17 protein-coding genes and 2 pseudogenes are annotated in these 13,682 nt (G+C 55.6%); 7 read left to right on the forward strand and 12 right to left on the reverse strand.

Features of this window, described 5'->3' with window-relative positions:
- Positions 1–9: 9 nt before the first annotated feature.
- The 3 genes and pseudogenes from BMX91_RS10185 to BMX91_RS10195 form a co-directional block, all read right to left on the reverse strand.
- Positions 10–467, reverse strand: a pseudogene (locus BMX91_RS10185) (helix-turn-helix domain-containing protein).
- 166 nt (positions 468–633) lie between these two features.
- A complete protein-coding gene (locus tag BMX91_RS10190; protein ID WP_092053353.1) occupies positions 634–1,023 on the reverse strand; it encodes a DUF302 domain-containing protein in 390 nt (129 codons plus the stop codon).
- A 75-nt stretch (positions 1,024–1,098) separates the two neighbouring features.
- Positions 1,099–1,953, reverse strand: coding sequence for a dimethylarginine dimethylaminohydrolase family protein (locus tag BMX91_RS10195; protein ID WP_092053357.1), 855 nt, complete (start codon positions 1,951–1,953; stop codon positions 1,099–1,101).
- A 129-nt stretch (positions 1,954–2,082) separates the two neighbouring features.
- Between BMX91_RS10195 and BMX91_RS15770 the strand changes: the two genes are divergently transcribed.
- Positions 2,083–2,238, forward strand: a complete 156-nt coding sequence (locus tag BMX91_RS15770; protein ID WP_177168348.1) for a hypothetical protein — start codon at positions 2,083–2,085, stop codon at positions 2,236–2,238.
- A gap of 64 nt (positions 2,239–2,302) precedes the next feature.
- Here BMX91_RS15770 and BMX91_RS10200 read toward each other — a convergent pair whose 3' ends face one another.
- From BMX91_RS10200 to BMX91_RS10220, 5 genes and pseudogenes are all read right to left on the reverse strand, one after another.
- Positions 2,303–3,430: an ABC transporter ATP-binding protein gene (locus BMX91_RS10200; protein WP_092053360.1), complete on the reverse strand. Its 1,128-nt coding sequence runs from the start codon at positions 3,428–3,430 to the stop codon at positions 2,303–2,305.
- Complete coding sequence (locus BMX91_RS10205) at positions 3,390–3,623, reverse strand: hypothetical protein (protein ID WP_092053363.1); 234 nt, start codon at positions 3,621–3,623, stop codon at positions 3,390–3,392. Before BMX91_RS10205 ends, BMX91_RS10200 begins: the two co-directional genes overlap by 41 nt.
- Before the next feature lie 71 nt (positions 3,624–3,694).
- Positions 3,695–4,573: a carbohydrate ABC transporter permease gene (locus BMX91_RS10210; RefSeq protein WP_092053365.1), complete on the reverse strand. Its 879-nt coding sequence runs from the start codon at positions 4,571–4,573 to the stop codon at positions 3,695–3,697.
- Positions 4,573–4,920: pseudogene (locus BMX91_RS10215) on the reverse strand (carbohydrate ABC transporter permease); the annotation flags it as partial. The gene BMX91_RS10210 and the pseudogene BMX91_RS10215, both read right to left, overlap by 1 nt.
- A gap of 101 nt (positions 4,921–5,021) precedes the next feature.
- The gene (locus BMX91_RS10220) at positions 5,022–5,591 is read right to left on the reverse strand and encodes a GNAT family N-acetyltransferase (protein ID WP_092053368.1); all 570 of its coding nucleotides are present in this window, start codon (positions 5,589–5,591) and stop codon (positions 5,022–5,024) included.
- Between the two features lie 106 nt (positions 5,592–5,697).
- Here BMX91_RS10220 and BMX91_RS10225 point away from each other — a divergent pair, with 106 nt between their 5' ends.
- A complete protein-coding gene (locus BMX91_RS10225; RefSeq protein WP_092053370.1) occupies positions 5,698–6,333 on the forward strand; it encodes a spore coat protein in 636 nt (211 codons plus the stop codon).
- A 91-nt stretch (positions 6,334–6,424) separates the two neighbouring features.
- Here BMX91_RS10225 and BMX91_RS10230 read toward each other — a convergent pair whose 3' ends face one another.
- Positions 6,425–6,694: a hypothetical protein gene (locus BMX91_RS10230; protein WP_092053373.1), complete on the reverse strand. Its 270-nt coding sequence runs from the start codon at positions 6,692–6,694 to the stop codon at positions 6,425–6,427.
- Between the two features lie 16 nt (positions 6,695–6,710).
- Positions 6,711–8,360 (reverse strand): DUF2207 domain-containing protein, encoded by a 1,650-nt coding sequence (locus BMX91_RS10235; RefSeq protein ID WP_092053376.1) that lies wholly within the window; start codon positions 8,358–8,360, stop codon positions 6,711–6,713.
- Between the two features lie 123 nt (positions 8,361–8,483).
- Here BMX91_RS10235 and BMX91_RS10240 point away from each other — a divergent pair, with 123 nt between their 5' ends.
- The 5 genes from BMX91_RS10240 to BMX91_RS10260 all read left to right on the forward strand — a co-directional run bounded on the left by BMX91_RS10240 (position 8,484) and on the right by BMX91_RS10260 (position 12,519).
- Positions 8,484–8,981 carry a PH domain-containing protein gene (locus BMX91_RS10240; protein WP_092053379.1) on the forward strand — a complete coding sequence of 166 codons (498 nt, stop codon included), beginning with the start codon at positions 8,484–8,486 and terminating at the stop codon, positions 8,979–8,981.
- The gene (locus BMX91_RS10245; protein ID WP_177168349.1) at positions 8,981–10,537 is read left to right on the forward strand and encodes a PH domain-containing protein; all 1,557 of its coding nucleotides are present in this window, start codon (positions 8,981–8,983) and stop codon (positions 10,535–10,537) included. Before BMX91_RS10240 ends, BMX91_RS10245 begins: the two co-directional genes overlap by 1 nt.
- On the forward strand, positions 10,510–10,845 hold the full coding sequence (locus BMX91_RS10250) for an MGMT family protein (protein ID WP_092053385.1): 336 nt from the start codon (positions 10,510–10,512) through the stop codon (positions 10,843–10,845). The genes BMX91_RS10245 and BMX91_RS10250 overlap by 28 nt, the downstream gene beginning before the upstream one ends.
- Before the next feature lie 149 nt (positions 10,846–10,994).
- Positions 10,995–11,900, forward strand: a complete 906-nt coding sequence (locus BMX91_RS10255; RefSeq protein ID WP_092053388.1) for an acetamidase/formamidase family protein — start codon at positions 10,995–10,997, stop codon at positions 11,898–11,900.
- Between the two features lie 64 nt (positions 11,901–11,964).
- Positions 11,965–12,519, forward strand: a complete 555-nt coding sequence (locus BMX91_RS10260; RefSeq protein WP_092053391.1) for an RDD family protein — start codon at positions 11,965–11,967, stop codon at positions 12,517–12,519.
- A 21-nt stretch (positions 12,520–12,540) separates the two neighbouring features.
- Here BMX91_RS10260 and BMX91_RS10265 read toward each other — a convergent pair whose 3' ends face one another.
- Together BMX91_RS10265 and BMX91_RS10270 are read right to left on the reverse strand one after the other, a co-directional pair.
- Positions 12,541–13,305: a DUF1129 family protein gene (locus BMX91_RS10265; RefSeq protein WP_092053394.1), complete on the reverse strand. Its 765-nt coding sequence runs from the start codon at positions 13,303–13,305 to the stop codon at positions 12,541–12,543.
- A complete protein-coding gene (locus BMX91_RS10270; RefSeq protein WP_092053397.1) occupies positions 13,283–13,630 on the reverse strand; it encodes a PadR family transcriptional regulator in 348 nt (115 codons plus the stop codon). Before BMX91_RS10270 ends, BMX91_RS10265 begins: the two co-directional genes overlap by 23 nt.
- Positions 13,631–13,682 lie beyond the last annotated feature (52 nt).

The following is a 13,682-nucleotide window of genomic DNA, read 5'->3' on the forward strand; positions in this document are numbered from 1 at the left end:
AAGCTCGCCTCACTCAGCATACTTATTCTTTAACTGATCAGAGCCGATTCCGTCGATGAGCATCAGCGCGAGCGGCAGGAAGTTGGACAAGACTTTCGGCCAGCCGTCCGGGATGATGATTCCCGTACCGGCAAAGTAATTGAGTCCGACCATCACCAGCTTGGCAATCAGCAGAAACACACCAAGCATAAACAGACTGTCAAAAAACACTTTCCATTTCGGATGCGCCAGCTGCCTGCTGTCCTGAATCACTTTCTGTTTCAATTCATCATCTCACTCCTCAACAGTTCATCAATGGTGATCCCGAACAAATCGCTCAGGTCGATGATCACCTCGATACTCGGATAGTTTTTTCCGGTCTCCCATTTGGAAACCGACTGTCGGCTGACATGAATCTTTTCGGCAAGCTCTGCCTGTGACCAGCCTTTCTTTTCACGTTCCTTTTTCAGGCGTTCACTAAAGTTCATGTCAGCCATCTCCTTTCCTTGTACTCAGTATCGGTGAACTGCTAAGAAGCGGTAAAGAACGTTCTATGCGCACCCGGGGGCAACTTCCGGTTGCCATTCATCTAAGCCTTAGAACCTTAGATCATCAATGCCGCCCCGTTTCCGGAGCGGCATCGTCAATCGTTATTTATGCTGCAGCCGCCCGGTCAATGACCCCTTTCAGGGTCTCTTCGATCTCCCCGGCAAATTGAAGGATATCTTCCCTTCCGGTGAGACCGAGAAGCACAGTCGGCTTCGGCATGCCGATCCGGGTCGTCCCATTGTCCTCGTAGACAGCAATTTTGCATGGGAGAAGGTAGCCGATTCTCATGTCTTGTTTCAGCACTTCAGCCGCCGCGCCCGGATTGCACACTTCCAGGATCGTGATCGGCTTGTCGAAATCTTGCCCTTTCTGCTGAAGCGTATCTGTCATGTCGAGCTCCCAAAGGACTCCGAACTTTACATCGGCAAGCTCTTCTTTGAGGGATTTTATCGCTTCTTCCCTTGTTTTCACTGTGTCCTTCGTGTAGTCGAACATATTGATTCCTCCCTTTCTGCATTGTCGATTTCCCGGGAAATATCGATATTTCCCGGGAAATGAGTCGGGAAATGTTCAGCTCCGCTCAACCGGCATCGAGCAGCAGCGGAACGAGCCTCCGGATTTGATGATCTCTGTGAAATCGATTTCGATGACCTCGTACCCGTGCTCGCGCATTGCACGGTTCACTTCGGGATTGACGGGCAGGCTGAATAGCTTGCGTCCGCCGATTGAAAGCACGTTTGTGCCCATCGTGAACTGCTCGTCCGCGTTCACTTTAATCAGATCATATTTCTCCGAAAGCTTCTCCACAGCCTCATTATTCAGGGCTTCCGGAAAGATGAGCGCCGTTTCCGGCGACAAAATGTTGAAGACGCAGTCAAGATGCAGATACTTCCCGTCAAACTCGATCGGAACGATTTCGTGTGCCGGCAGCTCCTCCGACAGCATCCGAATGGCATCGCGGGATGTGCGTTCGCTGACTCCGACATACACAGTGCCGCGGTCGACGAGCACGTCGCCTCCTTCAATCCTTCCGCCATCCAGCTTCCGATAGCGGATCTCTTTCTCACGGAGAAGCTTCTCAAGCGCTTCCTCCTCGCCCTGTCTGATATCGCTTGCCATCCGGGAAATGAACAGCTCGTCACCGACAGCGAACCCGATGTCGCGGGTAAATACCTGCTCCGGGAATTCCTCAGACGGCTCCAGTTCAATGACTTCCGCACCGTGAGCGCGGAGCGTGTCACGGAACTCACGGTATTGTGCCATCGCCCGTCCACGGTCGATGTTTTCGTCTTCATACTGTTTTTGCACTTCGTTGATCGCTTCTTCGATGGCCATATAGCGCGGCGGGCAAAGAATCACCCGCCGGAGTGTGCCGTACTCTGTGCTGATTTCAATCTGTGATGTCTCGTCCTTCGGCAGTGTCAACTTTTCTTCTCCTCCACTTCAAAGCCGTAATCGGTTTACTTTTCCCCATTCCGGTCTGATAAAAACAGGCTGTTTCGTTCCCTGACACCCGGGAATAATAAGAGCAAGAACAGAAAGGGAGCGATTCTGATGAAGAGCTACGCGGACAACGAGAAAAATCAGCAGAACGGCAAATGGGCCGACAAAGCAAATGACGCTGCCAAAAAGGCTGAGGAAAAGCTTGATGACATCAAAAAAGAGGCTCGTGAAGCGGCGGATACTCACCAGGATCACAAATCCGAATAACCCTTCAGCATGTTCAGCATTGTAAAAAACGCCGTCCCGGAACATCCGGAACGGCGTTTGTCATTTAGACTGTAATCCCTGCCTCTTCCCCGAGTTTCAGCCGGTCACCGCTCTGAGCGTCAAAGAAGTGGGCAAGTTCCATATCGTAGGCAAGCCGGACGGTTTCTCCTGTGTGGAGGTCCAAACCTGAGTCGATGCGGGCAATCAGCTCCTGGCTGCCGAGCTTCGAATAAAGCAGGGTTTCCGCTCCGGTCAATTCAGAGACGATGACTTCCGAGTCCACGGCGGCAAGTGACTGCCCTGCAGCGGCCGGAGGTTCCAATGTGACATGCTCAGGCCGGATGCCCATCGTGACCGGGCCTTCTCCGTAGCCGGCCGCATTCATCGCACGGGCTTTTGTCTCCGGGAGCGGAAGGCGGATGCCGTCGGCTGTGACGAACTCACCGCCCTTGACTTCACCGGTGAAGAAATTCATGGCTGGCGATCCGATGAATCCGCCGACGAATGTGTTTTCCGGATAGTCGTAGACATCCTTCGGCGCGCCGACCTGCTGGATGACACCGTCTTTCATGATGACGATGCGGGTCGCCATCGTCATCGCCTCGGTCTGGTCATGGGTGACGTAGACAGTCGTCGTCTTGAGCCGGTTATGGAGCTTGGAAATCTCTGCCCTCATCTGGAAGCGGAGCTTTGCGTCCAGGTTCGAGAGCGGCTCGTCCATCAGGAACAGCTTCGCGTCCCGGACAATCGCGCGGCCGAGGGCGACCCGCTGGCGCTGTCCGCCGGAAAGGGCGCGGGGCTTCCGCTTCAGATAATCCTCGAGACCAAGAATCTTCGCCGCCTCGGTGACCCGCTTTTTAATCTCTTCTTTCTTGAACTTCCGCATCTTCAGCGCGAACGCCATGTTGTCGTAGACGGTCATATGCGGATAAAGCGCATAGTTCTGGAATACCATCGCGATATCCCGGCTTTTCGGCGGCACGTCATTCATGAGCCTGTCGTCCATCACGAACTCGCCGTCCGTGATTTCTTCAAGTCCGGCGATCATTCGGAGCATCGTCGACTTCCCGCAGCCGGACGGCCCGACGAGGACGATAAAGTCCCCGTCTTCGATCTCGAGGTTAAAGTCCTTTACCGCCGTGACGTCTTTGTCATACGTTTTCGAGATGTTCTTGAGTTCGATCTTGACCATGTGATTTCTCCTTTTCCCCGTTTGCCTGATAGAAGTTGAATGTCTGGTTGAACGGTCTTGGCATGAGAAGCAGGATGGCGATCGGCAGGAAGACAAGCAGCAGGACAAGCGTACTTGCCTGGAAACTGAACTCCCGGACCGGTTCCGCCGTTTCCGTGTCCCTGACCGTGCGTTTTACTTCGAATTTCAGCATGTTCATTTCCCCTTTCGTCCACGTGCTTCCCACTTTATGCGGCGCTAGGCAGGTTCATCAACCGCACTGCCTCACTTTCCGCCGGACTGCAGGTTGATGCCCTGGATAAAGTACTTCTGGAAAAAGAAGAACAGAATGATCACCGGCAGGAGAACGAGAAGCGAGCCGGCCATCAGGTAGTTCCACTGCGTGCTCATCTGCCCTTTGAATACCTGGAGCCCGAGCTGGAGCGTATAGAGATTTTCATCGTTCAGATAAAGGAGCGGACCGAGGAAGTCGTTCCATGCACCGTTAAACGAGAAGATCGCAACCGTAGCGAGTGCCGGCTTCGTGAGCGGAAGGCCAATCTTCCACCAAATCCAGAAGTGGCTCGCCCCTTCCATCTTGGCCGCCTCGATCAGCTCATCCGGAATCGTCATGTAAAACTGCCGGAGCAGGAAGATATTGAATGCGCTCCCGAAGAACGCGGGTATCACTAATGGATAATACGTATTCAGCCATTGAAGCTTCGCGAACAGCACATACTGTGGGATGAGCGTGACAAATCCGGGAATCATCATTGTAGAAAGAACGATTGCGAACAGCACGTTGCGCCCCTTGAACGGGACTTTCGCGAATCCGTAAGCAATGAAGGAGTTCACGAATACATTTCCGATGACGACGAGGATCGTGATGGTCAGCGTATTGATCGTGTACAAGTCGAACGGGGCCGCTTCCCACGTTTTCATGTAGTTGCTCCAGTTCCAGCTTTCCGGCCAGAACGTCGGCGGGTAGGTCATCACTTCCTGCATCGTCTTGACTGAAGTGACGAGCATCCACCAGAGCGGCGACAGCATGAGGATGCTGCCTGCGGCAAGAAGGACCCAGTTGATGATGTTCAGCGCCTGCCTGCGGCCTTGGATCGTTTCAAAATGCGAGACTTTCTGTCGTCCCGCTGCCTGCTTCACCATCACTTTCCGCCCCCTTCATAGTGCACCCATTTCGGTGCAAGCTTCAGGTTGACGATTGTCAGGGCGAAAACAATGACGAACAGGATCCACGACATTGCCATGGCATATCCCATGTCGAATGCTTCAAACGCCTTCTGCCACATATACAGGTTGTAGAAAAGCATCGAATTGACTGGCCCGCCTTCTCCGTTCGACATGACATAGGCCTCCTGGAAAATCTGGAAGCCGCCAATCAGGCTCGTCACGATGTCGAAGAAGATGACCGGTGTGATCATCGGGATCGTGATGCGGGTAAATTGCTGCCAGGCGTTGGCGCCGTCGATCTCAGCGGCTTCGTACAGACTTTTCGCGACACGCGAAGTAAACCTTCTTCACTAGCTCACAAGATTAGATGGACAATTCAAATAGTTGCAAATTCTCTCTGTCGAAAAAAGGCAGGACTTGTCGATTAATGACAGCCTGCCTTTTCCTGCTTAATTCTAGTATAAATGTCATAGTCCAACCAGATGCCGCCTTCCTTGGCAAAGCGTTCCCGGGTCCCTTCAAACAGGAATCCCGCTTTTTCTGCCAGCCTCTTGGACGGAAGGTTGTCTGGCCGGATGTGGAGTTCGATCCGATGGAATCCGAGGTTGTCCATGAAAAATTCGACGGCGGCCGATACAGCTTCCTTTCCGTATCCTCGGCGCAAATACTGGTTGTTGATGTGATAGCCCATCATGCCCCAATCATAGTCGAACCTGAGAATCGTGATGAGTTCAACCTTGCCGACATTCGCTCCGTCGGACTTCCGGAAAATCCCGAGGATGACCATGTCGTCCGCATCGGCGGCTTCCCGGAATCCCAGGATCCATTCCCTGAACCACTCTTCTGTAGCACCCGACAAATCACGGGGCCTTCCCTCATCATAGGGACCGCTGGACATTCCCCTGCCCTGCAGCCCGGCTAGCCACGCTGCATAGTCCGAGTCCTGATAAGGCCGGAGAATAAGGCGCTCTGTTTCAAATTCAATTTTTTTCATTCTGAAGTCCCTCCGATTACCGTCCATTATAGCGGATGCATAACAGTGGAAGGAAAGCGGATACTATCCGTGTTCGGCCATCATGTAACATGGAGGGAATATGCAGATGACGCAAAACTTCGGACAGGACCCGCAAAACGTCACACACACGAACATGCATACCGGACAGGTGGGACAGAAGATGAACCACGGCGGCCATGAGCTGTTCGATGTCCATGAGGTGCTGTCGACGATGATCGGCGCGATGGACATGTCCACGCTGATGCGTCCGCACGCGCAGGACCCGGAACTCATCGACATCATCGACCGCCAATACCGGTTCATGCAACAGTCGTACAACACACTGGTCGACTGCTTCAAGTCGGGCACGGATCCGCAGATACCGACGCAGAGCTATAAGATGTCGGGCGGCAACGACTGGGTGTACGGAATGAAGCAGTCCCAGCCGAAAAAGCCGATGCAGTCCCCGCAGGAGCTGAACGACGCAGCCATCTCCGGTTTCCTATTGTCGGGCCACAAAGCAAGCGCCACGGCATGCACGACGGCGGCACTTGAAACGACGAACCCGGTCGTCCGCCGCGTGCTCGCCGACTCGATCCCGAACTGCATCGAGATGGCCTACGAGCTGTCGATCTACCAGAACAAGCACCACTACTATCAGGTGCCGCAGCTTGCAGAGCAGGACATGCAGGCGATCCTCGGCGCCTATGCCCCGGCCGGCAGCCAGGGAGGCATGCAGTAACCGCTGCATGAACGGAGAAAAAGCATGCGGACCCATTGGCGGTCCGCATGCTTTTTTTGTTGTTGATCGGAGTATTGGCTGCGGTTTCGCACTACAGTCCCTGCTCCTTTACATACTGATCCAGTTCCCTCATAAACCCTTCCGTACGTCCGGGGTCACGCAGGATGTCCTCCACTTCCTGCATCCCTATCCATTCCCGGTATTCCGTGCTCTGCAGGACCACGGGACCGTAACGGACATCGAGATCTCTTTGGACTCCGCTTTTCTTCAAAAGCTTCAAGCGCCGGCTGATGAGGCGGTTTTTCTTTGTCGGCCAGCGGGTTTCCAGGAATCCGATCAGCAGAACAATCAGGTCGCCCATCCGGCTTCACTCCTTTCTACATCCAGTCCCGGTACATCCGCGCGAGTCCTCTGAATTTCGGTGCCAGCACGTGCACACGGTGTTCGCGCAGTCCGCGTTCTTCCGGCGTCCCGTCCGGCATGCGGAAGCGGTCGTCGGTGTAGATCAGACGGTTGATCGCAAACTTGACCCGATAGGCGAACCGCGATACGAGAAGCGTGCGCGGGAAAAAGAGCCACACGAAAAGATAGCCGAGGACGAACAGCAGGATCACCGCTCCGGTGCCCGGGGCGTCAACCGCCGCCACGCCGAAGGTCAGGTAACCTCCGTAAATCAATCCGAACCAGCGCCAGTGCATTTTCTTCACGTGCACATACAAGAAGATGAGAATACCTGCCAGGAACGCCACAAGCCATCCAGCGGGCATCGCTGCGACGACTGCGCCGATGATGGCGGCCGCCGTCGGGACGAGCGCCGAGAACAGCAGCACGCGCTTCGGGATCCTCAGGTTCATCGTCCCGGCTTCCTCCAGCATTCGCAGGACAGCTCCGTGCCACTCCTTCAGTGCTTTTTCTGCCCTGTCCGATTCCAGTTCCCGCGGTCCGAAAGTGCTACGGCCGACCGTGTCCCGGAACAGCTTACTGATGAACAGCTGCTCATGCGGCTCAAGCCGGCCCGTACTGCCCTTCACTTCCCAGACCTTTGCATCCGATTCGCCGTTGACGGACACCGCCCCCTTCTCGAGCAGCCCGTACAGCATGGCGTCCGCCGCACGCGGCGTGAAGCGGCCCGCCCATCGGACAAAGTGCAGATAGACAAGATCCATGGAGAGGATCAGCGCCTCATCTCTTCTCGTGATCGGCAGCCGCTGGGGCACGGCCAGGCTCACAAGACCGGCCAGGATAAACGCAAGTGCAATAGGGAATCCGACTTTCTCAAATGTTTCCCGGTGCGGGCGCATGTTTGCAGCATGGGTGAACCGCTCCTCCTCAGCCTTCACGGCTTCTTCCAGCGGAACCGGTGCGGCATGTTTCACAGCCTCCGTCATGACCCCTGACGGAAAGAATACGCGGTACGACGCATCCAGCGGGTCTGCGATGAGCGGGTCCCTGAAAATGACGCCATTGTCCTTCATCTCCACTTCGGAACCGTTCATGTTCCTCGTATACGGCCGGATTGAAGCGGCACCGGCATTGCCCGGAAGGATCATGGAAACCTCAAGGTTCCGGAGCCCCTCGAACTCATAGCTCGTGCTGGAAAACAGCCCGATCTCGAGATCGCTGTACTCGTCGTACACCTTCAGCGCGTCTTCCAATAAATAAGACAGCAGGAATGTCCGCTTGCCGCCCCCGCCGTCCAAAAGCAGTTCCCAGCCGCTTCCGTCTTCCCGCACCGCAACGGGCCGGACCTCGTCATCCGCGACTTCGCCGACCTTTGCCGCGCCATCCACTTCGCCGGCGCGGAAGCCAATCACGTTTTCATGGGTGCCGTAGGTAAAGTCCCTCAAAATCTCCCCTGTTCCTTCTGGAATTTCATATGTATGGATTTCATTGACCCTGACCGAGCCATCGGCTCCGATCCAGAGACGGACCTGGGATTTGCTCACCGTCACATCCGCGGCGGTTGCCGGAATGGTGCCGGCAAGTACCATCAGGATCGCAAGCATTGCCATCACCCATCGCTTCATCCGGTCACCTCCCGTTTGCCTGTTACCATGATACCGTATACAGAAGAACAGTTGACCCGGTTCCTTGAAACCTTCACGGGCATCGTCCCGTAAAAGAATTAAGATCACTCGGAGGTGCAGGATATGGAACTCGACATCAGGGAGCCTGAAGGAAGAATCTCAAGAAAGGCAGTGACGGTATGGCGTCTGTCAAACACGATCGGCCACGGAATCACGCTGCTTGTGTTCGCGGGCCTGATCATCGCCGGCAGCCGGTTCGGCTGGTGGGACTGGGCGATGACGGTGCTATGGATATTGGGCGGGCTGACAATTGTGTCGGCGGTGTATTCGATCTTTATCGAGCCGGTGATTCTGCAGCGGACATGGCGCTACGGGGCGGATGAGGAATTCGTAAAGCTGCGCCACGGCGTGATCACTGTCCAGCACCAGACGGTCCCGATGACGAAGGTCCAGTATGTCGGACTCGAACAGGGTCCGCTCCTGCGGAAATACGGGCTTTATACGCTCACGGTCGGCACGATGGGGTCGAATCACTCGATCCCGGCGCTCCCGGAGCAGGAAGCCAAGGAATTCCGTAACCGAATTTCCCGCCTCGCCAAGATTCGCGAGGAGGAAGAATGATGGAAAACCGGCGCATGCATCCGGGACGGATCATCCTCTCCCTTTATGAACTCGTCAAAAACAGCGCCATCGCATTTTTCTTCCTGTTCATTCTCAGAAGAGGATCAGATGCAGGGTGGGTGGTCGCGGGCCGCTGGATCTTCATCATAGCCATTTCGATTTCCATCCTGAACATCTTCCTGTCGTGGTGGCGCACGACCTACCGGCTGGAGGCGGATTCAGTGCAGATCGACAGCGGCGTCTTTTCCCGCAAGCACCGGAATGTGCCGTTCCGTCGGGTGCAGAACGTCAACCGGCAGGTGCCGGCCGTCCTCCGCCTGTTCGGCCTCACTTCGCTCACGCTCGAGACCGGAGCGGACGGAGAAGATGCAAGCGTAAAATTTCCCGCTGTGACGAAAGCGGAAGCTGCCCGGATCGAAAAAGCGCTCGACGGCTACCGGAGGGAGCGGATGGAGACCGCCCAAGAAGAGTCAGGGACAGAAAACGCGGATGGCGAAACCCCGGCGGCGGCCGTTGCCGAACCGTTCCCGGAAAAAGTTCGCACCGTCCACTTCACGGCCCAGCTCAAGGACGTGCTGAAAGCCTCCTTCCTGTCGTTCAGTTTCATCGCGCTTATTCCCGTGCTCGCGACTGTTTACTCGAACATCGATGACTTTATTGATATCGAAAGCCGCGCCGAAGGATTCCTGTCGTTCCTGGCGGGCTCAGGGGTTGTACTCGGCATCACGATCGCCCTGTTTGCCTTGGCGGCAATCGCGTTCGGCATCATCCGGACCTACCTGAAGTACGGGCGGTATGAGATTTCGTCTGATGATGAGCGAATTTACATCCGGCGGGGTGTGCTGACCGAGCAGTCGCTTTCCGTCAGGAAAAAGAATGTCCAGGCGGTGCAGATCACGGAAACGCCGTTGAAACGTCTGCTCGGCCTCGCGGAAGCAAAGATCGTCACTGTCGGCAGCTTCGAGGACAACCTGGAAGACATCAGCTCCCTTTACCCGTTTCTGCCCAAACGGCGCGCAGTGGAGCTGGTCGGCGAACTTCTCCCGGATGTCCGTGTGCTGGACGGAATGGAGCGCCTTCCGAAGGCAGCGCTGACCGTCAGGATGCTCCGCTTCCCTTGGATTGCCGTGATCGGCACCCTTGCGCTTTACTTCTGGCGCGCGGACTTCCCGTACGTCCCGGACTGGCCGTTTCTGGCAGCGGCACTTTTCGCCGTCATTTATCTCCTGAGGTACTTTGACTACCGCAACACCCGCTACGCCATCCGCGGGCCGCTCGTCCAGTTCAGGAAAGGCGGCCTGTGGAGGGAGACATTTATCAGCAGGCGGGAAAAGGTGATCGAAGCAGCGGTCTCCCAGTCCTGGCTGCAAAAGCGGTTCGGTGTCGCCACGGTCGGTACGACCAACCGCGCGAAGCCGGTCCACGTCGAAGAACTGAAAGACTTGCCGGCAGCAGCCGCAGAACAATTTGACCGATGGTATACGGACCGGAATCCGGAACTCATCCGTGCAGATGAGGAGGTGGAGTCATGGAAGATTTTACAGAACGAGTTGTAACGATTCTGAAAGAAGTGCCGGCGGGAACGGTCGCGTCTTATGGCCAGATTGCACGGCTTGCCGGTAACCCGAGAGCGGCGCGCCAGGTCGCCAGGGTCCTCCACTCCATGAGCCGGAAACACGGCATTCCGTGGCACCGCATCGTAAGTGCGAAGGGGGAAATTGTCATCAGGAACGGGGAGGCCGCCTTTGAACAGGAAGAACGTCTCCTCGAAGAAGGGGTGCCCGTAATCGCGGGAAAGCGTGTGGATATGGAACGTTACAAGTGGGATCCAGGAAACGACGAGTTACCACCTCACACCCGTTGAGTCGCCACCTCGCCCCTACTGAGTTACTACCTCATACCCAATGAGTCACCACCTTTGTTTGCCGGCAGGAGCGCATGCGCTTCTGCTGGTTTTTAAGCGCCCTAATTGATAGACTATTGGCAACACAAGTGTACAAGGGGGCATCGGTGATGGCAGAAACATTGGCGTGCAATGATGTGATCTACGCGTTCGACAAATCACACGAACCGGTCAAACGCGTGGCATCGGGAACGACGATCGAAATCGAAACGTATGACTGCTTTGAAAACCAGGTACAATCGGCCGAGACGAAAATCGGCGGCATCGACTGGAACCGGATCAACCCTGCGACGGGACCGATCTATGTGGAAGGTGCGCAGCCGGGTGATGTGCTGAAAGTGCGGATCGAGAAGCTTGAGATCGGCAGCCAGGGCGTCATGGCGACAGGTCCTGACCTTGGCGTGCTCGGCCACCGCCAGGAAGAGATGGCATCCAAGATCATCCCCATCGAGGGAGATCATGCCGTCTTTGACGACAAGCTGAAAATCCCGCTCAACAAAATGATCGGTGTGATCGGCGTCGCTCCTGAAGGCGAGCCCGTGCCATGCGGGACGCCAGGTGCACACGGCGGCAACATGGACACGACACTGATCACAGAAGGCGCCACCCTCTACTTCCCGGTATTCGCGGAAGGCGCGCTGTTCGCGCTCGGTGACTTCCATGCCGCGATGGGCGACGGAGAAATCGGCGTCTCCGGCATCGAAGTCCCGGGCAAGGCGACCGTCACACTTGAAGTCGTGAAGGAGGGGGCCCTCCGTCATCCGTTGCTTGAGAACGCGGACGGCATCACCTTCCTCGTCTCAAAACCGACAATCGACGAGGCGGCAAAGGCCGCCGTCGAAGAGATGGCGGATTTCCTTCTGACAAGAACAAACCTTGATATCGCAGATCTTGCGATGATGATGAGCGCGGCCGGACACTCACAGATCAGCCAGATTGTCGACCCGCTCATGACGGCGCGCTTTTTCGTGCCGAAGTATGTACTGGAAGCATATGGCGTCACCCTATTTGAATAAGATGAGGACAAGCCGGTTTCCGATGGGGAGCCGGCTTTTGCTTCAATAAAAAGGAGCGGATCACATGAATGCGGGTTTTCCCGTCCGGCTCAAGGCATTTCTGCTGGATTATGTGCTGATTGTCGCTTATGGTCTGACCTTGATGGTCTTTAGCATGTTTCTCATCCCTTCGAGCCAGCAATTGTTCACAGCATCTCCGGCATCTGCTCAGCTGGCAGGGTTCCTCATGATCACACTGCCCGTCTCCCTTTACTTTATTCTGACCGATTCCCGTCTCGGCGCCGGTTCGTTCGGCAAGCGCATCGCAGGGATTCGGGTCAAGGACATGAATGATCGTCCTCTTTCCGTCTTGCATTCCGCCGTGAGGACTGCGCTGAAATTCATGCCGTGGGAACTTTCCCATTTCCTCGTCTACCGGCTCATGTGGCTTGGGGATGAACCTGTGCCGATCGGATACATGGTCATCGGCGGACTCATCTACTCCCTGATCGGTGCTTACATCGCTGCGCCGTTTTTCACCAAGAAAAAGCAGTCCGTGTACGACATGGCCGCACGTACGCAGGTCATCAGACTGGAAACTACGGAAGCGGAACAAAAACCCGGCAGCCTGACCGCTTAAGCGGATAGACTGCCGGGGTTTTTATGCATGATTGATTTTGCGCTTTTCATAAAACAGTTGTGCCGTGACGACCAGGGCAACAGCGATGTACGGGATGATGGCCACCATCATCATTTTGGCTTCGTCCCCAAGCCCGAGCGGCATGGAAAGGATCAGCCACTCCGGAAGGAATAGCGCAACCGGAATCGTGATGAGGAGCCATGAGCCCATCATCATGGCAGCTGCCGCGAACGCCGCAGCCGACACCAGGATGACCACGAGATTTCCGGTCCGGCCGGCCGTGTAAAACGGATCCATGATAAAGGAACTTGCCAGAAGCACTCCGACAAATAGGAGAACGGACAGCATCGATAAGCCGCCGCCTGCGAAGAACAGCTTCTTATTGCTCCACTGGCCTACCGCCATTTTGCGGAACATGGCACGGTAAAGCACGATGACAATTGCTCCGACAACCGGATAGCCGATCAACTGCAGCAAGTTCAGGGAGAACATTCCCCGGATGGCCGGGCCCATTGCGGCAAAAGCGGCGAAAGACAGCAAAAACGCAGGCACATACTTGAGCCAGCCGCCATAATCATTGTCCATTTCCTGTTCCAGCGACGCCAGATACTCCTTCGGTGAATCCCCGGTAATCCGGTCCACACTTTCCCCGCGGCGTTCAAGCTCTGCCAGATGGTCCTCCAGCTCTTCCGCGACTTCATCGATCTCCCGTTCGTTCTTGCCTGACGTCATCAGGTACATCCGGACGTTTGCAATGAATTCCTCACTTCTCTTCGACAACTTCATCTTTTCCGCTCCCCTCCAGCAGATTTCCGACGGCCCCCGCCATCACGTTCCAGCGATCTCTAAATGCTTCAAGTTCTTCTTCCCCCGCCGCCGTAAGCCGGTAATACTTGCGCTTCGGTCCGTTCGGTGACGGCCGCATGACCGTCATGACCAACCCTTCCTTCTGCATGCGGAGAAGCACCGGATAGATGCTGCCCTCACTTACCATCGTCAACCCGTATTCCCCCAATTTTTCCACCATCTCATAACCATACGTCTCGCCCCTGCCGATGATGGCCAAAAGACACCCTTCCAGCACCCCTTTCAGCATCTGACTTGTGGTCACAGCGATCCCCTCCAGTATCTTGCATAACCAACTACCACTATCTTGTTTTCCA

The sequence above is a fragment of the Bhargavaea ginsengi genome, from assembly GCF_900109165.1.
Classification (GTDB): Bacteria; Bacillota; Bacilli; order Bacillales_A; family Planococcaceae; genus Bhargavaea; species Bhargavaea ginsengi.